At 64.7% G+C, this 19657-nt stretch carries 20 protein-coding genes; 9 read left to right on the top strand and 11 right to left on the bottom strand.

Features of this window, described 5'->3' with window-relative positions:
* Positions 1 to 44 precede the first annotated feature (44 nt).
* From B7X65_RS09630 to B7X65_RS09620, 3 genes are all read right to left on the bottom strand, one after another.
* Positions 45 to 824 (bottom strand): ABC transporter ATP-binding protein, encoded by a 780-nt coding sequence (locus B7X65_RS09630; RefSeq protein ID WP_293594067.1) that lies wholly within the window; start codon positions 822 to 824, stop codon positions 45 to 47.
* The gene (locus tag B7X65_RS09625) at positions 821 to 2767 is read right to left on the bottom strand and encodes an AMP-binding protein (RefSeq protein ID WP_293594066.1); all 1947 of its coding nucleotides are present in this window, start codon (positions 2765 to 2767) and stop codon (positions 821 to 823) included. The genes B7X65_RS09630 and B7X65_RS09625 overlap by 4 nt, the downstream gene beginning before the upstream one ends.
* A 159-nt stretch (positions 2768 to 2926) precedes the next feature.
* Entirely contained in the window at positions 2927 to 4126 is a 1200-nt protein-coding gene (locus B7X65_RS09620; RefSeq protein WP_293594065.1) for an ABC transporter substrate-binding protein, read from the bottom strand.
* Between the two features lie 143 nt (positions 4127 to 4269).
* Here B7X65_RS09620 and B7X65_RS09615 point away from each other — a divergent pair, with 143 nt between their 5' ends.
* The 8 genes from B7X65_RS09615 to htpG all read left to right on the top strand — a co-directional run bounded on the left by B7X65_RS09615 (position 4270) and on the right by htpG (position 12407).
* A complete protein-coding gene (locus B7X65_RS09615) occupies positions 4270 to 4980 on the top strand; it encodes a Crp/Fnr family transcriptional regulator (RefSeq protein WP_293594064.1) in 711 nt (236 codons plus the stop codon).
* A 132-nt stretch (positions 4981 to 5112) separates the two neighbouring features.
* Positions 5113 to 5952, top strand: coding sequence for a pseudouridine synthase (locus tag B7X65_RS09610; protein ID WP_293594063.1), 840 nt, complete (start codon positions 5113 to 5115; stop codon positions 5950 to 5952).
* 93 nt (positions 5953 to 6045) lie between these two features.
* Positions 6046 to 7410 (top strand): alpha/beta hydrolase, encoded by a 1365-nt coding sequence (locus B7X65_RS09605; protein ID WP_293594062.1) that lies wholly within the window; start codon positions 6046 to 6048, stop codon positions 7408 to 7410.
* A 101-nt stretch (positions 7411 to 7511) separates the two neighbouring features.
* On the top strand, positions 7512 to 7901 hold the full coding sequence (locus B7X65_RS09600) for a hypothetical protein (protein WP_293594061.1): 390 nt from the start codon (positions 7512 to 7514) through the stop codon (positions 7899 to 7901).
* Positions 7901 to 8593 (top strand): response regulator transcription factor, encoded by a 693-nt coding sequence (locus tag B7X65_RS09595; protein WP_293594060.1) that lies wholly within the window; start codon positions 7901 to 7903, stop codon positions 8591 to 8593. Before B7X65_RS09600 ends, B7X65_RS09595 begins: the two co-directional genes overlap by 1 nt.
* The gene (locus tag B7X65_RS09590) at positions 8590 to 9948 is read left to right on the top strand and encodes an ATP-binding protein (RefSeq protein ID WP_293594059.1); all 1359 of its coding nucleotides are present in this window, start codon (positions 8590 to 8592) and stop codon (positions 9946 to 9948) included. The genes B7X65_RS09595 and B7X65_RS09590 overlap by 4 nt, the downstream gene beginning before the upstream one ends.
* 144 nt (positions 9949 to 10092) lie before the next feature.
* Positions 10093 to 10398, top strand: a complete 306-nt coding sequence (locus tag B7X65_RS09585) for a DUF4148 domain-containing protein (protein WP_293594058.1) — start codon at positions 10093 to 10095, stop codon at positions 10396 to 10398.
* Between the two features lie 128 nt (positions 10399 to 10526).
* Positions 10527 to 12407 (top strand): molecular chaperone HtpG, encoded by a 1881-nt coding sequence (htpG, locus tag B7X65_RS09580; RefSeq protein ID WP_293594057.1) that lies wholly within the window; start codon positions 10527 to 10529, stop codon positions 12405 to 12407.
* A 135-nt stretch (positions 12408 to 12542) separates the two neighbouring features.
* On the opposite strand, the gene B7X65_RS09575 is transcribed toward htpG, so the two are convergent.
* Positions 12543 to 13511: a tripartite tricarboxylate transporter substrate binding protein gene (locus tag B7X65_RS09575; RefSeq protein ID WP_293594056.1), complete on the bottom strand. Its 969-nt coding sequence runs from the start codon at positions 13509 to 13511 to the stop codon at positions 12543 to 12545.
* Between the two features lie 182 nt (positions 13512 to 13693).
* Here B7X65_RS09575 and B7X65_RS09570 point away from each other — a divergent pair, with 182 nt between their 5' ends.
* Entirely contained in the window at positions 13694 to 14566 is an 873-nt protein-coding gene (locus B7X65_RS09570) for a fumarylacetoacetate hydrolase family protein (protein WP_293594055.1), read from the top strand.
* Positions 14567 to 14587: 21 nt separating this feature from the next.
* Here the strand turns inward: B7X65_RS09570 and B7X65_RS09565 are convergent, their stop codons facing one another.
* The 7 genes from B7X65_RS09565 to B7X65_RS09535 all read right to left on the bottom strand — a co-directional run bounded on the left by B7X65_RS09565 (position 14588) and on the right by B7X65_RS09535 (position 19646).
* The gene (locus B7X65_RS09565) at positions 14588 to 15217 is read right to left on the bottom strand and encodes an alternative oxidase (protein ID WP_293594054.1); all 630 of its coding nucleotides are present in this window, start codon (positions 15215 to 15217) and stop codon (positions 14588 to 14590) included.
* A gap of 91 nt (positions 15218 to 15308) precedes the next feature.
* Positions 15309 to 16154, bottom strand: a complete 846-nt coding sequence (locus B7X65_RS09560; protein WP_293594053.1) for a PA4780 family RIO1-like protein kinase — start codon at positions 16152 to 16154, stop codon at positions 15309 to 15311.
* 37 nt (positions 16155 to 16191) lie between these two features.
* On the bottom strand, positions 16192 to 17388 hold the full coding sequence (locus tag B7X65_RS09555) for an NnrS family protein (protein WP_293594052.1): 1197 nt from the start codon (positions 17386 to 17388) through the stop codon (positions 16192 to 16194).
* Complete coding sequence (locus B7X65_RS09550) at positions 17385 to 18551, bottom strand: hypothetical protein (RefSeq protein WP_293594051.1); 1167 nt, start codon at positions 18549 to 18551, stop codon at positions 17385 to 17387. Before B7X65_RS09550 ends, B7X65_RS09555 begins: the two co-directional genes overlap by 4 nt.
* Entirely contained in the window at positions 18548 to 18886 is a 339-nt protein-coding gene (locus B7X65_RS09545; RefSeq protein ID WP_293594050.1) for a metal-sulfur cluster assembly factor, read from the bottom strand. Before B7X65_RS09545 ends, B7X65_RS09550 begins: the two co-directional genes overlap by 4 nt.
* 20 nt (positions 18887 to 18906) lie before the next feature.
* Positions 18907 to 19377: an Rrf2 family transcriptional regulator gene (locus B7X65_RS09540; protein ID WP_293594049.1), complete on the bottom strand. Its 471-nt coding sequence runs from the start codon at positions 19375 to 19377 to the stop codon at positions 18907 to 18909.
* A gap of 17 nt (positions 19378 to 19394) precedes the next feature.
* Positions 19395 to 19646, bottom strand: a complete 252-nt coding sequence (locus B7X65_RS09535) for a DUF2249 domain-containing protein (protein ID WP_293594048.1) — start codon at positions 19644 to 19646, stop codon at positions 19395 to 19397.
* Between the last annotated feature and the right edge of the window lie 11 nt (positions 19647 to 19657).

Below are 19657 nucleotides of genomic sequence, written 5' to 3'. Positions count from 1 at the left end.
TACGCGAAGGAAGTCCGCAACAGGGGTGTGCCAAGTTATTCATTTCAGTGACTCGTTCCGAGGTAAGCCTTGATCACGTCCGGGTTGTTGCGGACTTCGTCGGGGGTGCCGTCGCCGATCTTCTTGCCATAGTCGAGCACCACGACGCGGTCGGAGATGTCCATCACCACGCCCATGTCGTGTTCGATCAGGACCACGGTGGTGCCGAACTCGTCGTTGACGTCGAGCACGAAACGGCACATGTCCTGCTTTTCTTCCACGTTCATGCCGGCCATCGGTTCGTCGAGCAGCAGCACCTGCGGCTCCATCGCCAGGGCGCGGCCCAGGTCCACACGTTTTTGCAGGCCGTAGGGCAGCTGGCCAACGGGTGTCTTGCGGTAGGCCTGGATTTCCAGGAAGTCGATGATTTTTTCAACTGCTTCCCGGTGCCTGAACTCTTCCCGTTCCGCCGGTCCGATGCGCAACGCCTGCATCAACAGGTTGCTTTTGATCTTCAGGTTGCGCCCGGCCATGATGTTGTCGAGCACACTCATGCCCTTGAACAGCGCCAGGTTCTGGAAGGTGCGCGCCACACCCATGACCGCCACCTGATGGCTGTTCATGTGTTTGAAGGTCTGGCCACGGAAAGTGATGGAGCCCTGCTGCGGCGAATACACGCCGTTGATGCAGTTGAGCATGGAGCTTTTGCCAGCGCCGTTGGGGCCGATGATGGCGCGAATCTCGTGTTCCTTCACATTGAAGGAAATGTCCGCCAGCGCTTTCACACCGCCGAAGCTCAGGGAGATGTTGTGGACGTCGAGGATGACGTCGCCTATCTTTTTCATGCTGCAGCCTTCACTGGTGCAAAGGTTTGGGTGTCACTGATCTTGAGCGTGGCGCTGACACTGCCGCTGCGGCCGTCTTCAAACTTGACCACGGTTTCGATGAACTGCTCGGTTTTCCCGCTGTACAGCGCATCGACCAGGGGCTGGTACTTGTCGGCGATGAAGCCGCGGCGGACCTTGTTGGTACGGGTCAGTTCGCCGTCGTCGGCGTCGAGCTCCTTGTGCAGCACCAGGAAGCGGCTGATCTGCGAGCCCGCCAGCAGGACGTCGGCGCTCAGGTCGGCGTTGACCTTCTCGACACATTCCTTGATCAGCTGGTAGACCTCGGGCTTTTGCGCCAGGTCGGTGTAGCCGGCATAAGGCAGGTTGCGCCGCTCGGCCCAGTTGCCGACCGCGTCGAAGTCGATGTTGATCATGACGCAGACTTTTTCGCGGCCGTCGCCATAAGCCACAACTTCCTTGATGTGCGGAAAAAACTTCAGCTTGTTCTCGACATACTTGGGCGCAAACATGGCACCGTCGTTGGTGCCGCCCTGGATGCGGCCCACGTCTTTCACGCGGTCGATGATCTTGAGGTGGCCGCTGGCATCGAGAAAGCCCGCATCGCTGGTGTGGTACCAGCCGTCGGCCGTCAGCACCTCTGCCGTCGCCGCCGGGTTTTTGTAATACCCCTTGAGCAGGCCGGCGGACTTGACGAGGATTTCGCCGTTGTCGGCCACCCTGATTTCCACGCCCTTGATCGGTACGCCCACCGTGTCGGCGCGCGCCTGATTGTCCGGCTGAAGGCAGACAAACACGGCTGTTTCGGTCGAGCCGTAAAGCTGCTTGAGGTTGACCCCAATCGAGCGGTAAAAGGTGAACAGGTCCGGGCCTATGGCTTCGCCAGCGGTGTAGGCCACGCGCACGCGCGAAAAGCCCAGGTTGTTGCGCAGCGGGCCGTAAGCCATGACCTGGCCCAGCGCGTAGAGCAGCCGGTCGCCGGTGCCCACCGGCTGGCCATCCATCAAGGCCGGGCCAACACGTTTGGCCACACCCATGAAAAAGTGAAACATCTTGCGCTTGAGCAGGCCCGCGTCTTCCATGCGGATCATCACGCTGGTGAGCAGCCCTTCAAACACGCGCGGCGGCGCGAAGTAGTAGGTCGGGCCGACTTCCTTCAGGTCGATGGTGACGGTGCTCGCGTTTTCGGGGCAGTTCACCACATAACCACAGCACAGCCACTGGGCGTAGCTGAAAATGTTCTGGCCGATCCAGGCCGGCGGCAGGTAGGCCAGCACTTCCTCGCGGCTGGTCAGCTTGTCGAATTCGGCGCCGGCATCGGCGCGGTCGAGCAGGGTGTTGTGCGTGTGCACCACGCCCTTGGGGTTGCCGGTGGTGCCCGAGGTGAAGAACATGGCCGCCACCTCGTCAGGGTGCGCCTGTTCGACCTGGTCCCTGAAAAACGCCGGCTGGCTGGCGGCCAAAGCCTGGCCCGAAGTGATCAGCGCATCAAGGGCGACCAGGCCTGGCTCGCTGTAGTTGCGCAGTCCGCGCGGGTCGTCATAAATGATGTGGGCCAGCTGCGGGCACTGCTCGCGGATGTCCATGAGTTTGTCGACCTGCTCCTGGTCTTCGACCATCGCAAAGCGGACTTCCGCATTGTTGATGGGGAACACACATTCGGCGCCCACGGCGTCCTGGTAGAGGGGCACGGCAATGGCCCCCAGCGACTGCGCTGCCAGCATGGTGGCGTACAGCCGCGGGCGGTTCGCGCCAACCACAACCATGTGTTCGCCGCGCTGCAAGCCGGCCTTATGCAGGCCGCAGGCGATGTGTTCAACCAGCGCGGCCATGTCGGCCCAGCTGTGCGCCTGCCAGATGCCGTATTCCTTCTCGCGCATGGCAGGCGCCGTGGGACGCTCTGCGGCGTGTTTCAGCAGCAATCGGGGGAAGGTGGTCTGCATTCGGTACCTTGTCTCCAGTGTTCAGTGCGGCTTCCCGTTCAGGAGAAGAGAGAAGCGCTTGCGTGGAATGAATAGTAGGACTGCCTTTGACGTTACGGTGTCATTGCGACGACAATTTCCGGGTAAGTCCTAGTGGGGTGTCCCCGGGGTTTGGCCCTGTTATCGGATAAAGCGGCCATCGCGCGCAACCATGGTGAGTTCGACGAAGCGCGACGCGTTCGTCGCCGAATCGCTGAAGCTCACTTCGAAACCGCCCAGGTCGTAGCGTTTGAGGTTCCAGGTGCTGTCTATAAAGCCGCTGCGTGTCGGGTTGCGTCCCGCAAGCCGGAGCGCTTCGGCAAAAACCCGGGCATTGATATACCCCTCCAGCGCCAGATGCGACGGCGCCAGTGTCACGCCGGCAGCCTTCCAGGCCTGCTGGAATTCGCGAACGACGGGCACCACGGTGGCGTTCGGCAGGGGCACGACCTGGGAAATGGCGATGCCGGTCGCATCGTCGCCCATGGCCTTGAGGGTGGCGGCGGCGCCCATGATGGAGAGGGCATACAGCGGCAGCCCCTTGCGGTGCATGCGCATCGCCTTGACAAAGTCGATGGTGGGTTTGCCCGCCAGGCCGACCAGCACCGCCTCCGGGTTCGAGGTCGCGACCTTGGCCGCTGCTGCGCCGGCGTCCGAGGAATTGTTTTCCACAGTCACGATGGCCGTGGCATTGAGCTTGTGCCGGGTCATGGAGCGCTGGGTGGCGTCGAACACTTCCTTGCCGAAGGAGTTGTTCTGGTAGGCGATCGCGATGCGCTTGATGCCGATGGTCGCGAGGTGCTGCACCAGCTGCTCCGCTTCGTCCGCATAACTGGCGCGGATGTTGAACACATTGCGGGCATTTTTGGGGCGCACGGACAGGGCGCCGGAAAAGGGCGCAAAAAACGGGATGCCCGACTCCATCACCTGCGGCAGCATGGCCTCGATCATGGGTGTGCCCATGCAATTGAAGAGCGCGAAGTTGTTGCGGTCTTCAATGAATCCCTTCACATTGGCAAGCGAGCGCTTGACGTCGTAGCCGTCATCGACGGCGACGAGTTCGATGGGCCGGCCGTTCACCCCGCCTTTGGCATTGATGGCCGCAAAACACGCCTTGGCACCTTGGTGCATGGCCTGGCCCAGTTCGCCCAGCGGGCCGCTGAGTGCCGTGGACTGCGCAATTTTCAGGGGGCCGGTGTTGTCGGCGCGCAGGGGGGCATGAAAGGCCACGGGCAGTGCCGCGAGCGCGCCCAGCACGCTGCGGCGTGTCGGTTGGTCGGCCCGTGTGTCGCATGCAGCGGCATGCCCGGGATGGGGTGTGGAGACGGGAGTGGTGGTCATGGGGTCCTGGCTGGAGGTTGAGATTTGAGTGGCCAGATGCTAGGGGGTGGATTGACAATAAAATGTCTATCCAGCGACAATCCAAGGGTGTGCCCTCTCGGGAGTTTCCCGAGGGGGATTCCTTCACCTGACCTTTGTGATCCGTGTCTACTGACCTGACCCTCCACCAGCGCCGCAGGACGCCCACCCCTGAAGAGCAGCAAGGCATTCCCTGGCTGTGGCAACTGCTGCCGGATGAGCGCGCGCGTGCGGTGGCGCAGCTGCAGGTGGGTGACGCCGCACCGGGCGACTATGTCTGCCGTGTCGGCAAGCCGGTGACCTACTGGTTTGGCGTGGTCGAAGGCCTGCTCAAGATGAGCAGCGACAACGCCCAGGGCACCACCATGACGTTTGCCGGGTTGCCGCCAGGCGGCTGGTTCGGTGAGGGGACGGCGCTCAAACGCGAGCCCTACCGCTACAACATCCAGGCGCTGCGTAAAAGCGTGGTGGCCGGCCTGCCGGTGGATACTTTTCACTGGCTGCTGGACCACTCGATCGGCTTCAACCGCTTCGTGATGAACCAGCTCAACGAGCGCCTGGGGCAGTTCATCGCCGCGCGCGAGATCGACCGCATGGCCAACCCCGATCTGCGCGTGGCCCGCAGCCTGGCGGCGCTGTTCAACCCGGTGCTGTACCCGGGCGTCGGCGAAATCCTGCGCATCACCCAGCAGGAGATGGCCTACCTCGTGGGGCTGTCGCGCCAGCGTGTGAACGAGGCGCTGTCCAACCTGCAGGCTCAGGGCACGATCCGCATTGAATACGGCGGTTTGCGGGTGCTGGACCTGGAGGCGCTGCGCAGCAGCATTATTCAGTAAATAAGGGCTCCGGCCCTTGTCCTGATTGTGCAAATAGCTATCAAATGCATAGCAAATAGGCGCCTCGCCGCAAGCGGCGCTCACCGGCTGGTGGCGCCGGCCTGAGCGATACCACTCTAAAATGGGTCCTTCATGGCTGAACCCACTTCCCCCAAACCTCCTGTCTCCGGCGCGGCGATGCGCATTCCCAAGGCGGTGGCCGCCCCGGGCGCCCCGGCGCTGACGGTCCGTCTGAACAAACGCATGGCCGAACTCGGCCTGTGTTCACGCCGCGAGGCCGATGACTGGATTTCGCGCGGCTGGGTCCGGGTGGACGGCCAGCCGGCGGTCATGGGCCAGCCGGTGGCGGCCAATGCGCGCATCGACGTGGCGCGCGAAGCCGAGCAGTACCAGCGCCAGCAGGTCACCATCCTGATCAACAAGCCGGTCGGTTATGTCAGCGGCCAGGCCGAAGACGGGCACGAGCCTGCGGTGGTGCTGGTGCAGCCGCAAAACCGCTGGCGCGAGTGCAACAGCCGCATGCGCTGGGGCCATGAGCAATTGCGCGGTCTGGCGCCGGCGGGGCGGCTCGACATCGATTCGATCGGGCTGCTGGTGCTCACGCAGGACGGCCGCGTCGCGCGGCAGCTGATCGGCGAGGACTCCGAGATCGAAAAAGAATACCTGGTGCGCGTCAGCTACGGTGCCGAAACCGTCAACGTCCAGGCCGTGTTTCCGCCGGAAAAACTCGCCTTGTTGCGCCACGGCCTGAGCCTGGACGGTGAGCCCCTGAAGCCGGCGCGCGTCGAGTGGCAAAACCCGGAGCAACTGCGCTTCGTGCTCAAGGAAGGCAAGAAGCGCCAGATCCGCCGCATGTGCGAGCAGGTCGGGCTGTTTGTGACGGGCCTCAAACGGGTGCGCATTGGCATGGTCAACCTCGGCCATCTGCCGGTCGGCCAGTGGCGCTACCTGGCGCCGCACGAGCGGTTTTAATCCTGGATTGCTCCTGTTTCAGGAGCTGCTTGCTCCCGTCCCTCTTGGGCTAAAGCCCGTTTTCATTCATCAACTCACGCGGAAACGCTGCGGGTGGACGCCGCCACCGGCGACCGCGACAATGGCCGCATGACCACCCCATCGTCGCGCCGCCCCGGTCGGGCCCCCCTGGCTGACTGGCGCCGCCACCTGCACCTGTCCGACATCCGGGGTCTCGCCCAACTCGCCACCCAGGGCACGCTGGGCATCACCGAGCTGGTCGAGAAAGTGCAGGGCAATGTCTACAAGGTGGTCGCCGCACCGTTTGGCGCGGCCGGGCAGAAATTTGTGGACCGCACGGCGGGCGCCTCGGGTGTTCGCAAAAGCGGCATCACCGGCCTGGTTTACGGCAGCGTCAAGGGCGTGACGCGACTGGCCGGCGGCACCGTCGATGCCCTGTTGTCGCGCGTGGCGCCCAGGGCGGAGCCGCTAGCCTCGTCGCCGCAGCGCGAAGCCCTGCTGGCGGCGCTCAATGGCGTACTCGGCGACCAACTGCTGGACACCGCCAACCCGCTGGCCATCCGCATGAGCCTGCGCCATGACGGCCAGTCCCTGCCCCTGGACAAAGTCGCCCTGGCGCAGCACCTGCCGCGCGCGACAGGCAAGATCCTGCTGCTGGTGCACGGCCTGTGCATGAACGACCTGCAGTGGCGCGCTGACAGTCCGGCCGAGGCGCTGCCGGGCCACGGCCGGGACTACGGGGAGGGGCTGGCGCAGGAGCTTGGTTACACCCCGGTTTACCTGCACTACAACACCGGCCTGCACACCTCGGTCAATGGCGGGCAGTTCGCTGCCTTGCTCGAGCAGCTGTTGCAGGCCTGGCCGCAGGAGGTCGAGGCCCTGAGCTTGCTGACCCACAGCATGGGTGGCCTGGTGGCACGCGGTGCCTGCCACAGTGCGGTAGCCCAGGGCATGCACTGGCCCAGCCGGCTGCGGCACCTGGTTTTTCTGGGCACACCGCACCATGGCGCGCCGCTGGAGAAAGTCGGGAACTGGGTGGACACCGTGCTCGGCAGCAACCCGCTCACCCGGCCGTTTGCAAAAATCGGCCAGATCCGCAGCGCGGGCATCACCGACCTGCGGCACGGCAATGTGCTGCCGGCCGACTGGCAGGGCGCCGACCGGTTTGCCGGCGGTCTGGACACGCGGCAGCCTTTGCCGCTGCCGGCTGGCGTCGCCTGTTTTGCGGTGGCCGCCGCGCTGGGCGTGGTTCCGGCGGCTGCAACGGCCGGCCGCAAGCTCGATGATGGCCTCGGCGACGGCCTGGTATCCCTGTCCAGTGCGCTGGGCCAACATGCCGACGTCGCGCGCTGCCTGGCTTTCCCGGCGGACCGGCAATGGGTGGCGGCCGGGACCGGCCACATTGCCCTGATACACAGCCTGCCGGTCTACCAGCAGCTCAGGCGATGGCTGGGGTGAGCACTCAGGTCGCCAACCGCAGCCGCATCAGCATCAGCTCCTAATTCAAGGCTAATTCAGTCCGGCGAAGATACAGCCTCCACCACCACACCCCGCCCGCCATGGACACCTTTGCCGAACGTGTTGCCCGCGCCATCCTGCTTGCCGCGGGTGTGAGCGCCGTGTTTGTCCTGCTGGCCCTGCCGCCAGCGGACGGTGCGGCGCTGCCGCTGCTCTTGCACCACCAGTTCCTGATCGGCTTGCTGGCCGCCGCGCTGCTGGGCGCCGTGCTGGTGCGAGCCCTCCGGCCGGCCGTTGTAGCGGCGGGGTTGCTCAGCCAGGCTGGTTTTGTCGGCATTGCGCTGGCCACGCCGGGCTTCAGCGCAACCACCGCCTTCTACCTGAATGTCGCCGGCATGGCCGCCCTGCTGTGCGTGGGCGCGCTGTTGCTGCAGGCCGCCAGGCAGCAGGCGCGCTGGGAAGGCCTGTCGCCGCGGCACGGGGAGGCATGATGCGGGTCCTGCTGGTGGAAGACGACGACATGATTGGCCGCAGCCTGCAACAGGCGCTGGAGACCAACGGCTGGTCGGTGGACTGGGTGCGTGACGGTCTGCTGGCGCAAAGCGCGCTGGCCGACGGCGCTTATGCCTGCGTGCTGCTGGACCTGGGCCTGCCCAAGCGCGACGGTGTCGAGGTGTTGCGCCAGGCGCGTGCCCGCGGGGATGCCACGCCGGTGCTGGTTCTCACCGCGCGCGACGGCCTGGACGACCGCATCGCCGGACTGGACCTCGGGGCCGACGACTACCTCATCAAGCCCTACGAGTTTCGCGAGCTGCTGGCCCGCATGCGTGCGGTCATCCGGCGGCGCGACGGCAGCGCGCATTCGGTGATCGGCAACGCCGCGGTGCAGCTGGACCTGACCACGCGCGAGGTGCTGGTCAACGGCGAGCCCTCGGCGCTGTCGGCGCGCGAGTACGCGCTGCTTCACGCGCTGCTGGAAAGGCCGGGCGCCATCCTGTCGCGCGACCAGCTTGAAAACCGCATCTACGGCTGGGGAGAAGAAGTCATGAGCAATGCGGTAGACGTGCTGATCCACGGCATGCGCAAGAAACTGGGTGCCGATGTCATTCGCAACGTGCGTGGCCTGGGCTGGCGCATCACCAGCGCGCCGGCAGCGTCTCCCGCCTCCGGAGACTCGGCATGATGATCCACGTTTTTCCCTCGGGCCGGCTGTGTTCGCTGCGCCGCGCGCTGCTGCTGTGGCTGCTGCCGGTGTTTTTGCTGGTGGGGGCGGCGTCAGCCGGTTTCGCCTATTGGACCTACAACCGCATGGTGGCCACCTTCATGGACAGCCAGATGGAGCTGCTGGCTGAATCCATGGTGGCGCAGGAGCAGGACATGGTGTGGCCCGCGTTGACGGGTGAGCAGATCCACAAATGGGGCAGTTATGTGGTGCAGGTGTTCGACGCGGACGGCCGAGTCCGCTCCAACTCCTGGCCGGAATTGGCGCCCAGCCTGCAGCCGGCAGGCGGGTTTCATGACATCAAGGCAAACGGCGCACGCTGGCGCAGCTACACCACGCCGGTGAACGAGGCTTCGGGTTCACGCCGCGTGCGGGTGTTGCAAAGCGGCGAGTTTCGCCGCCACCTGGCCGCCGAACGGGCCGGTAGCGCGATTTTGCCGGTGATCATCTTGCTGCCGCTGTCGGCCTTTGTCCTCTGGTGCGTGGCCGCCATGATGTCGCGTGCCATCGGAGACATCGCACGCCAAGCCGCGGCGCAGGACGAAAACAGCATCGCCGAGCTGCCGCTGGACCGCGTGCCACAGGAAATTGCGCCATTGGTTGTTTCCTTCAACAGCCTTCTCACGCGGTTGCGCGATGCGTTTGCCACGCAGCGGCGTTTTGTACAGGACGCCGCGCACGAGCTGCGCACGCCCATCACGGCGGTGAGCCTGCAGCTGGAGAACCTGCGCGGCGATTTTCCGGCCGGTGCGCCGGCGCAGCGTTTTGCCCAGCTGGAAGCCGGCGTGCAGCGCGCCCAGCGGCTGGTTGACCAACTGCTCAGGCTGTCGCGCCAGCAGTCCGTGGGCGCGGAATCTCCGTCCATTCCGGTCAATGTGCACGAGGTGCTGCGCGAAAGCATCAACACGCTGATTGCACTGGCCGACCAGCGCAACATTGATCTCGGCCTGGAGGAATCCGGCTTGCCTTCGGAGGCCACCATGCTGACCTGCTCCAGCGGTGACCTGCGCAGCGTGGTTGACAACATGATAGAAAACGCCCTGCGTTATTCCCCGGAAGGCGGGGTGGTGGATGTGCGTGTCACGAAGAGCCAGGGGAAACTGGCCATCGAGGTGGCAGACACCGGCCCCGGCATTCCGCCGGAGCTGCTGGACCGCGTGTTCGACCGGTTCTATCGCGTGCCGGGAAGCGATGTGCGCGGCAGCGGGCTGGGCCTGTCCATTGCCCAGTCGGCCGCACAACGTTGCAGCATGCGCATCAGCCTGCGCAATCGGGACGACCGCAGTGGGCTGGTGGCGCGCGTCGAGACGGTTTGAGCACCTGCTCATTTCCAGCTAAGACTTCGCTCATGGTCGCCTAATTTGCCCCAAATACAGTGAGGTCACGGTTGAAGTTGGAGCCCGAAAGGGCCGGCACAACCGACAACCCGGTTCTCAACCACTCACTGAAAGGTCATCATCATGAACAAGTCTTACGCCCTCATCGCCATCGCTACCTTTGCTGCCATCGCTTCCACCGGTGTGCGCGCAGAAACGCCCGATCCGTCCTCCCAGTTTGCGCTGCAGACGGAAGGCAACCGCACCCGCGCCGAAGTCATGGCCGAAGCCAGCGCCAAAGTGAAAACCCACAGCCAGGAGCCCGCAGGTTCACGTGTGGCTGCCACCGTGCAGTCCGCCGTGCCCACCGCCATCGTGCGTGGTGAGGCTGCGCAGGCCCTGCGCCTGGGCAAGATCCGCAGCGGCGAGCTGACTGGCCTGGAAGGCTGAGCCGGCCATCAGTCGCGGGCCCCGGGGCGCATCCCGGACCCGCGATAATCAGGTCTTGAAATATGCGACGACGCCCCTAACTCCAGGGGCGTTTGTTTTATTCCCCCTGATTTTCAAGAACCCACAACATGAGCAAGCAAACCCTCTCCTTCCAGGCCGAAGTGGCCCAGCTGCTGAAACTGGTCACCCATTCGCTGTACTCCAACCCCGACATTTTTCTTCGTGAGCTGGTCTCCAACGCCTCGGACGCCTGCGACAAGCTGCGTTTCGAAGGCCTGAACAAGGCCGAGCTGTACGAGGACGCGCCGAATCTCGAAGTGCGTGTCAGCTTCGACAAGGCGGCCAAAACCCTGACCATCACCGACAACGGCATCGGCCTGTCGCAGATCGAAGCCGTGGAGCACCTGGGCACCATTGCCAAAAGCGGCACGCGCGACTTCATGGCCAAACTCTCGGGCGACCAGAAAAACGACGCGCAGCTGATCGGCCAGTTCGGCGTCGGTTTTTATTCGGGCTTCATCGTGGCCGACAAGATCACCGTCGAGAGTCGCCGCGCTGGCCTGCCGGCGGCCGAAGGCGTGCGCTGGACCAGCGCCGGCACCGGCGACTTTGAGGTCGAGACGATAGAGCGTGCAGAGCGCGGCACCAGCGTCATCCTGCACCTCAAGGACGACGCCAGCGAGTACCTCAACACCTGGAAACTTAAAAGCATCATCAGCAAGTACTCCGACCATATCTCCCTGCCCATCCTGATGCGGAAGGAAGAATGGAAGGAAGGCGAGAACGACCAGCCCGGCGAAATGGTGACCAGCGACGAGTGGGAAACCGTGAACCAGGCTGCGGCCCTGTGGACGCGCGCCAAGAAAGACATCACGCCCGAGCAGTACGACGAGTTCTACAAACAGATCAGCTACGACAGCCAGGCCCCGCTGGCCAGCACGCACAACCGCGTCGAAGGCGCGACCGAATACACGCAGCTGCTCTTCATCCCCGCCAAGGCGCCGATGGATTTGTTCAACCGCGACAAGGCCGCCGGCGTCAAGCTCTACGTCAAGCGCGTCTTCATCATGGACGACGCCCAGGCACTGCTGCCGACCTACCTGCGTTTTGTCAAAGGGGTGGTCGATTCGTCGGACCTGCCGCTCAACGTCTCGCGCGAGCTGCTGCAGGAAAGCCGCGCCGTCAAGGCCATCCGCGAAGGCTGCACCAAACGTGTGTTGTCCATGATCGAGGACCTGGCCACCAACGAGCCGGATAAGTTTGCAAGCTTTTACGCCGAGTTCGGCGCGGTGCTCAAGGAAGGCCTGGGCGAAGACTTCGCCAACCGCGAGCGCCTGGCCAAGCTGCTGCGTTTTGCCAGCTCCACCACCGACACCGTCAGTGTCGGTTTTGCCGACTACAAGGCGCGCATGAAGGAAGGCCAGGACGCGATCTACTACATCACGGCCGACACCCAGGCCGCCGGCAAGAACAGCCCGCAGCTCGAGATATTCCGCAAGAAGGGCATCGAGGTTCTGCTCATGACCGACCGCGTCGACGAATGGGCGCTGAACTACCTCAACGAGTTCGACGGCACGCCGCTGCAGTCGGTGGCCAAGGGCGCGGTCGATCTGGGCAAGCTGCAGGACGAGGACGAGAAAAAGGCCGCCGAGGAAGCGCAGACCCAGTTCAAGCCCATGCTCGACAGACTCAAGGAAGCCTTGAAGGACAAGGCCTCAGACGTGCGCGCTACCACACGGCTGGTTGATTCACCGGCCTGTCTGGTGGTGCAGGAAGGCGACATGTCCACGCAGCTCGCCCGCATGCTCAAACAGGCCGGCCAGGCCGCGCCCGAGGTCAAGCCGATTCTGGAAATCAATGCACAGCACCCGCTGGTCAAAAAGCTGGAGGGCAGCGACCACTTCGACGATCTCGCCCATATCCTGTTCGACCAGGCCTTGCTGGCCGAAGGCGGGTTGCCGGATGATCCTTCGGCCTACGTGAAGCGGGTGAACGCCTTGCTGGTGTGAGTTTTTATCGGCGCCGGCAACAAAAAAAGGGCCCCGCGGGGCCCTTTTTTATTGGGGCGTTCAAACCGGGCGACGGAAAGACCTAGGGCCTGTTCACACTCGCAACGCATCTTGCATAAATAGGGTGATCAGGCCCTAATCCAGCTTGCCGATGCGCTTGACGACATCGGCCATGCGTTTGGCGTCGGCCTGCACGTAGTTCTCGAAATCGGCAGCGTCCTGGTACAGCACCGGGCTGCCGGCGTTGAGGATGACGTCCTTGACCTTGCTGTCCTGCGCGGCAGCGTTGGCGGCGGCGCGCAGGCGCTGGGCAATGGGTTCGGGTGTGTCTTTGGGAATGAACAGGCCGGACCACTGCGCGTATTCGGCGTTGTAACCCGCGTCTTTCAGGCTGGGCGCCTCCGGCAGGGCAGCGAGCTTGCCATTGCCCCAATGGGCCAGTACCCGCAACTTGCCGGCCTTGACGTGCTGCAGCACGGTTGCGGGCCCGGAGGACACCGCGTCGATTTGCCCGCCGAGCAGGGCCACCACCGCGGGGCCTGCTCCGGTGAAGGGGATGTGCGTCATTTTCACGCCGGCGTTCTGCGAGAGGATTTCCATGGGCACATGCATGGTGCCGTAGTTGCCCGATGAGCCGTAGTTGATCGCGCCCGGGCGCTTCCTGGCATCCTCGACAAAATCCTTCACGGTTTTCCACGGCGATTCGGCGCGCACCGCGAGCACGGTCGGGTCGGCGGTAAACCGTGCGATGGGACGCAGGTCGCTCAGCGCAAACATCGGCGGGCGCCCCCGCAGGGTGTCCGCCTCGGGAATGACGGTCAGCGAGGACAGGGCCAGAAGCACGGTGTAGCCATCGGGTTTTGCTTTGGCAGCCACGCCCATGCCGATGCCGCCACCGGCGCCGGCCTTGTTTTCAATCACCACCGGTTGACCCAGGTTGCGCGACATGGCTTCGGCCACAGGGCGCGCGACGAGGTCGGCCAGGCCGCCGGGCGGGAAGGGCACGATCATCGTGATGGGGCGCGCAGGCCACGCGTTTTGTGCGGCCACCCAGGTGGTCGCTGAAATGAGCAAGGCACCCAGCAATACGGATCTGCGTTTCATGTTTGTCTCCTGAGGGTTGGTCGGCGGCAGTCGAAAAACCGGCGCACTTTTTATGGTTTGCATGCTAACATTCGCCTGAAATTTTGGGGTTATCGCAATCCCTAGGAGTCTGTCTCCAGGCTCCTGCTTCCACAACCGCCCCGGCGCTTTCCTGCCGGGCAAAAACAAAGAGAGACAGCGCCATGAAAATTGTTGCCTACCGCCTGAAGGGCCGCTCCGGTGTGGGCCTGGTGTCCGCCGACCTCCAGCAGGTCCAGCCCTTTGATCTGCCCGAAGCGCAGAGCGACCTGGGGGCGCAGGCGCTGATCGAGATGCAGGCGCGCGGCGACACCTTGCCGGCCCTGCTGCCGGCCATCGCCCTCAGTGAAGTGCAGATCATCGCCCCGCTGCCCAAGCCGCGCCGCAACATTTTCTGCGTCGGAAAAAACTACTTTGCGCACGCGAAGGAGTTTGCCGGCAGCGGCTTTGACAGCAGCGCCAAATCGGGCGGCGACATTCCTGCGGACCCCATCATCTTCACCAAGGTGCCCGAGTCCGTGGTCGGTCCCGGCGCCGCCATTGAGATGCCGGCGGTTTCCACCGCGATTGATTACGAGGCCGAACTGGCCGTCATCATCGGACGTGGCGGCAAGGGCATTGCAGCGAAAGACGCGATGGCCCATGTCTGGGGCTACACCATCGTCAACGACATCACTGCGCGTGACTGGCAAAGCCGTCACCAGCAATGGCACATGGGTAAATCGTTCGACACCTTCTGTCCCATGGGCCCGTGGCTGGTGAGCGCCGACGAACTCGACGGCACCAAGACCAGGGTGCGTTGTTACGTCAATGGCGAGGAACGTCAGAACGCCTCGACCGTGGACCTGATTTTCGACATTCCCAAACTGATCGAAACCCTCTCGGCCGGCATCACGCTCTATCCCGGTGACGTGATCGCCACCGGCACGCCGGTCGGTGTCGGGATTGGTTTCAAACCGCCGAAGTACCTGCAGGCCGGTGATGTGGTGCGGGTGGAGATCGACGGGATCGGCAGCCTGGAAAACCCGGTGCGCTGAAACACGCCCGGAGAACCATTGTCAGCTGGCGGCGTGCTGCTGCGCGCCGCCCCCATGCAGGTCATTGGCGAAGCCGTGGTTCACATCGCGGTGCCCCGCTTCGTCTTCCCGCACGGCCAGCACCACATCCCGCAGGGTTGCGTCGGCGGGCAGCTTCCAGTAGTCCTTCGCAATCTGAGGGGCGGCCACATTGGCATGGGCGCCCGAGTCGATGAGTTCGAGGTAGTGGGTGTAGCTGGTGTAGGCCTCCTCCTCAAAGTAGCCCACCACCCGGTGCGCCACGCCCGGGGCGATCAGGTACAGCAGGAAGTAGGCGTTGTAGAAAAAGCCCTGCACAAGGATGACCAGTGCGCGCTCGAACCCGTTGGGCTGTGCGATTTTGATGAACGTCATCAGGTGCATGCGCTCGTTCTCGGCCTCATCCATCAGCTTGCGTATCCAGCCCTTGTCGTCTTCAATGCGGCGCAGGCAGCGCAGGTGTGTCAGCGTGGCCCCCACCATGCCGGGAACCGCGGCGACGGTTTCCAGCACGATCGCCCGGTGGCCGTAGCGCTTGGCAAAAAACAGGTCGGCAAAAAAGCGCAGGAAGCGGACAAAGGCGTAGGCAAAGCGGTCGCCAAAGGTGCGGGGTGTGTAGTGGGGATTGTTCATCGGAGCCTTCGCATGCACGGGATGTGCAGCCTTCCGGACCACCGTACACGAAAGAAGTGCGTCTGTCTGTCGGGCACCAGGCCGCGTGTCCCTACAGGGTCTGCATGCGCAGGCGGCGCGCCGCTTCTTCGGCCCGCGCATCATCGATTTCGCCCATCACGGCGCCCATGTCCACCGGCCCGCGTTTGTGCGCGAAACGACCGGTGAGCACCGTATCGGGCCGCAACACGCCGCGCTGGTACAGGTCCCAGATCTCATGGCCGTAGTCGGTGGTCAGCAGGTCAGGCGCGAAACGGCCGAAAAAGCCGCGCAGGTTGGCGACATCGCGCAGCAGCATGCGGCTGGCGTGGTTGTTGCCTGCGGCATCGACCGCCTGCGGCAGGTCGATGATGACCGGGCCGTCCGCGGCCAGCAGCACATTGAACTCGGACAGGTCGCCGTGCACGACGCCGGCGCACAACATGCGCACCACTTCCGTGAGCAGTGTGGCATGGTGCAGGCGCGCTTCTTCGGGCGTGAATTCCACATCATTCAGGCGCGGCGCCGCATCGCCATGTTCGTCGGTCACCAGTTCCATCAGCAGTACCCCGTCGCAGAAGTTGTGCGGCTTGGGAACGCGAACACCGGCGGCGGCCAGGCGGTAAAGTGCATCGACTTCGGCGCTTTGCCAGGCCGCCTCGGCTGCCTGCCGGCCAAAGCGGGTCCCCTTGGCCATTGCACGCGCCTGGCGCGTGTTCTTGACCTTGCGGTTTTCGGTATAGTCCACCGCCTGGCGGAAGCTGCGCTGGTCGGCTTCCTTGTAAATCTTGGCGCAGCGCGTATCGTCGCCGCAGCGCACGACATAGACCATGGCCTCCTTGCCGCTCATCAACTGCCGCACCACGGTGTCGATCAGGCCTTCTTCGATCAATGACTGCAGGCGCTTGGGTGGTTTCATGACCCCATTTTGCGCCCCGCGGGTAAAGCGCCTGCAGTCAGCCTGCCTGCCCGTCAATACGCGGTCGCGTCAGCACCGGCCAGTAGCGCACGGCATAGAGCGCAAAGCCGGCCGACCACAGTGCGGCCGACAACAGCGTGGCCTCGATGATCCAGGCCGGGACAGCGAGCGGCATGAACACGCGGACCAGCGCCGCGAACAGGACAAGGACATAACAGGCCACATCGCTGCGGTCGGCCCGTAACGGCCGGCCGGTGTGGCCGCGAGCGGTACGCGTCATCATGCCGATAATGAGGCCGCCGATGGCGCCCACCGTCAGCGCGTGTGTGGCCAGCGAAGGGGTTACCCATCCCGCTGCAGCCAGGGCGCGCAGCACGAGATGCACCGGGATCCAGAAGTAGGCGACCTGCAACACCCAGACCAGTGGCGCACGCCCGGTCTTCCAGGGGCGCCACAGGCTCCAGCGGGCAAGGTGGGCCATCGCGCATGCGCCCGCCACGGCGGCCAGCCACGCGCCCTGCAGTTGCACGGCGTCGGCCAGCAGCAGCACCAGCACGCTGCCCAGCGCGGCTTTCTCCAGCAGGGGCTGACGTGTGGCATGGGCGCCCGGGACGCCGTTGTTGGTGAACATGGGAATCACACGGCCGCCCATCACGGCCATGATGAACAGCATGACGTCGAGGGCGAGCTGGATGCCGACCCAGCCCGGAAGCTGCACGACGCCGAGTTGTGCCAGGTGAATGCCGAGCACGGCTGCCGACATCAGCAGCAGCAAGCCGACAAAAAAGTAGTTGCGGCGATTGCGCGCGGCGATGAAGGGAATCGCCAGCGCGATGGCGGCTGCAAGCGGGAAAGCGACATTGGCAAGTAGCGCCGCCCAGCCGAATGGCGTGAGGACCAACACCCGGCCCGCCACCCACAGGGCCGCCAGCGCGGCCAGCGGCCAGCCGGTGGGCGTCGGCCGGTTCGACCAGTTGCGACCGGCCGTGAACAGGAAACCAACGACCACGGCCAGGGCGAAGCCGAACAGCATCTCGTGGGCATGCCACATCGGCCCCTGCAGGTAGGGCAGGCCCAGCCAGCCGGTGAATTGCAGCGCCCACAGGCCGATGGACAAGGCGGCGAAGGTGCTGGCCAGCAGGTAAAACGGACGAAAGCCGAGGTCCCAGAGGGCCCAGCCGGCAGGTGCTGGTGAAGGGCGGGGAGGTTCTGCGATTTTGCTCAATGGTGTCATGAGGATGTCTTTCGGGTGGGCGGGGCGTCGGGCCCGCCGTGCTGGATGCGCCAGGCGACGGCAGCGCCGGCGATGGTGGCCGCAAACAGCGCGATTGCGGCAGCATTGAGGAGGGCACCGGTGCTGTGCAGCGGGTCACCTGCCATTCCAGCGACCAGGCGCAGCAGAAGCGAGAGGTGCAACACGGCCAGCGGCACGTAGAAAAAGGCGCCGAACTGCAGCTTGACGCGTGCAATGGCCGGCAGGATGACCGGTGCATGGCCCATCATCATGCTGACGATGAAGCCCAGGCCGAGGGCGTGCAGTGCGGCGTCGCGCAGGGGCAGGCCCAGGGCGGTGGCAGCCCACGCAACGCCCGCCACGGCCAGCCAGGCGTAGCCGCCTAGCAGGCAAACCGCCATGTAACGGCTCAGTCCGTGCGCCCTTACGGTGTGACGGGCAATGTCGAAGACCGCCAGCCACAGCGCCAGCAGGGTCAGCGCTGTGCCGTACAACAGCCCGCCGGCGACCGGTGCCAGGGCGGACCAGGCCGCGCCCGCGAGCAGCGCCGCCAGCACGGCCTGCAGCGACAGTTCTGCGGCGGGTCGCCGGCGCATCAGCCGCGTCATTTCCAGGCGCTCGGCGGCGATGGTCATCACGAGAAAGGCGAACCACCAGGGCAGCGTCGCAACGCTGCCTTGGCCCGTGGCGAACAGCAGGTTGCCGGCCAGCCACGCGCCTGCAGCGACCAGCAGCAGCCAGGTGTGGGCGGCGCGCTGGCGCCGCACGATCACGATGTTGACCGCGGTGAAGATGGCGGCTGCGGCCACGATCAGCCACGCGCCCGGCCCGGGTTGACCCAGCAGCAGGAGCGCGCCACCTGCACCCGAGGCCAGCGGCGCAAGGAAAGCGGCGCGCAGCTTGACGGCCACGGCCCGTTCGATGCCGATGACGGTGCCGAGAAAACCGCAGATCATCAAAGCCGCATGGGCCAGCGCCGCCTGGCCGGGCCAGGTGGCATCCGGCAGGGCGGGAAGGGCCACACCAGCGCGCAGCAGGCCGCCTGTGATGCCGGCCAGCAGCGACAGAGCGACCCCTGCCAGCAGCAGTGGCCGCACGGCCAGGGTGATCCACCGCGGTGCCGTCTGGCGTTGCGGGGGCCTGGGTCGGTGCGATGTTTTCACCACTGCATGAAGCGCCTGGCGCGCTCGCTCATCCGGTCGGCGGACCAGGGCGGTTCCCACACCAGTTCCACTTCAATCAGCAATTCCGGCGGTGCCACGCGGTCCAGCTCGGTTTCGACCTCGTCGATGATGAGATCGGCGACCGGGCACGCGGCGGATGTCATGGTCAGCCGGACATGCAGTTTCTCGGCGCTCACGGTGACGCCATAGATGAGCCCGACATCGACGATGCTCATGGCAACCTCCGGATCGACCACCCGCGTCAGTGCCGCCACCAGGGGCTGGCGCAGCGCCTCAGGGCCTTCATAGGGGAATGGCGCTCTGGGCTCAGTCATGGCAGCTCCGGCATCAGCACTCATGCGGCGTGTTTTGCCGCCGGCGTGGGCGGAGTTCTGTCGAGAAACAGCACCTTGGCCAGCGCCTGGCGGTTCTGGACCAGGTCGGCCAGGGTGTAGCGGTCCAGCACGGTGTAGAAGGCCTCGACCGCCTCACCGAGTACACCGCGCAGCCGGCAGATGCGTGTGATCGCGCAATGGTTGGCCTCATCAGAAAAACATTCGGCTACCACCGCCGCGCCCTCGGTCTGGCGCACCACCGCGCCGACGCCGACCAGTTCGGGCGGCATGGCCAGTTCGAGCCCGCCGCCCTTGCCGCGTACATTGGCCAGCCAGCCGTTTTTGCCGAGCAGGTGCACCACCTTGGTCAAGTGATTTTCCGACACGGCGAATGAGGTCGCGATTTCGGCAATCGTGGCGCGTTTTTGGGGCTGCGCGGCCAGGTAGATCAGCACACGCAAGCTGTAGTCGGTAAAGGCGGTGAGTTTCATGGGGTGAATGTAAGGCCTCAGCCGCGTACCTGGAAGTCGATCACGATTTCCCCCGGTTCGCGCCGCACATAGGTGATGCCCAGCTTTTCGCCGAAGGCCTGCTGCAGTTGGCCCAGCAGCGGCAGGGGGTTGTGGTCGTTGACGAAACGCATGGTTTCCCCGGGGTTCAGGCTTTCCAGGGCGCCGAAGATGGCCGCGTGGCGGAAGCGTTTGGCAACACCGCGGGCGTCGAAGGGGTGGACGTTGTGGAGGGGCTGGATCTCGCTCATGATGAAAACTC

Origin of the sequence: Polaromonas sp. 39-63-25, from assembly GCF_002278925.1 — a bacterium.
Classification (GTDB): Bacteria; Pseudomonadota; Gammaproteobacteria; order Burkholderiales; family Burkholderiaceae_C; genus Polaromonas.
The sequence above is the reverse complement of the archived record's forward strand: the minus strand, read 5'-3'. Positions and strand labels throughout refer to the sequence as shown.

Bases quoted from the DNA above. Each gene is read 5' to 3' on its own strand.
- B7X65_RS09630 (WP_293594067.1), bottom strand. From the start codon at position 824: ATGAAAAAGATAGGCGACGTCATCCTCGACGTCCACAACATCTCCCTG.
- htpG (WP_293594057.1), top strand. From the start codon at position 10,527: ATGAGCAAGCAAACCCTCTCCTTCCAGGCCGAAGTGGCCCAGCTGCTG.
- B7X65_RS09540 (WP_293594049.1), bottom strand. From the start codon at position 19,377: ATGAAACTCACCGCCTTTACCGACTACAGCTTGCGTGTGCTGATCTAC.
- B7X65_RS09565 (WP_293594054.1), bottom strand. From the start codon at position 15,217: ATGAACAATCCCCACTACACACCCCGCACCTTTGGCGACCGCTTTGCC.
- B7X65_RS09625 (WP_293594066.1), bottom strand. From the start codon at position 2,767: ATGCAGACCACCTTCCCCCGATTGCTGCTGAAACACGCCGCAGAGCGT.
- B7X65_RS09600 (WP_293594061.1), top strand. From the start codon at position 7,512: ATGGACACCTTTGCCGAACGTGTTGCCCGCGCCATCCTGCTTGCCGCG.
- B7X65_RS09570 (WP_293594055.1), top strand. From the start codon at position 13,694: ATGAAAATTGTTGCCTACCGCCTGAAGGGCCGCTCCGGTGTGGGCCTG.
- B7X65_RS09590 (WP_293594059.1), top strand. From the start codon at position 8,590: ATGATGATCCACGTTTTTCCCTCGGGCCGGCTGTGTTCGCTGCGCCGC.
- B7X65_RS09585 (WP_293594058.1), top strand. From the start codon at position 10,093: ATGAACAAGTCTTACGCCCTCATCGCCATCGCTACCTTTGCTGCCATC.
- B7X65_RS09545 (WP_293594050.1), bottom strand. From the start codon at position 18,886: ATGACTGAGCCCAGAGCGCCATTCCCCTATGAAGGCCCTGAGGCGCTG.
- B7X65_RS09610 (WP_293594063.1), top strand. From the start codon at position 5,113: ATGGCTGAACCCACTTCCCCCAAACCTCCTGTCTCCGGCGCGGCGATG.
- B7X65_RS09560 (WP_293594053.1), bottom strand. From the start codon at position 16,154: ATGAAACCACCCAAGCGCCTGCAGTCATTGATCGAAGAAGGCCTGATC.
- B7X65_RS09575 (WP_293594056.1), bottom strand. From the start codon at position 13,511: ATGAAACGCAGATCCGTATTGCTGGGTGCCTTGCTCATTTCAGCGACC.
- B7X65_RS09535 (WP_293594048.1), bottom strand. From the start codon at position 19,646: ATGAGCGAGATCCAGCCCCTCCACAACGTCCACCCCTTCGACGCCCGC.
- B7X65_RS09555 (WP_293594052.1), bottom strand. From the start codon at position 17,388: ATGACACCATTGAGCAAAATCGCAGAACCTCCCCGCCCTTCACCAGCA.
- B7X65_RS09620 (WP_293594065.1), bottom strand. From the start codon at position 4,126: ATGACCACCACTCCCGTCTCCACACCCCATCCCGGGCATGCCGCTGCA.
- B7X65_RS09595 (WP_293594060.1), top strand. From the start codon at position 7,901: ATGCGGGTCCTGCTGGTGGAAGACGACGACATGATTGGCCGCAGCCTG.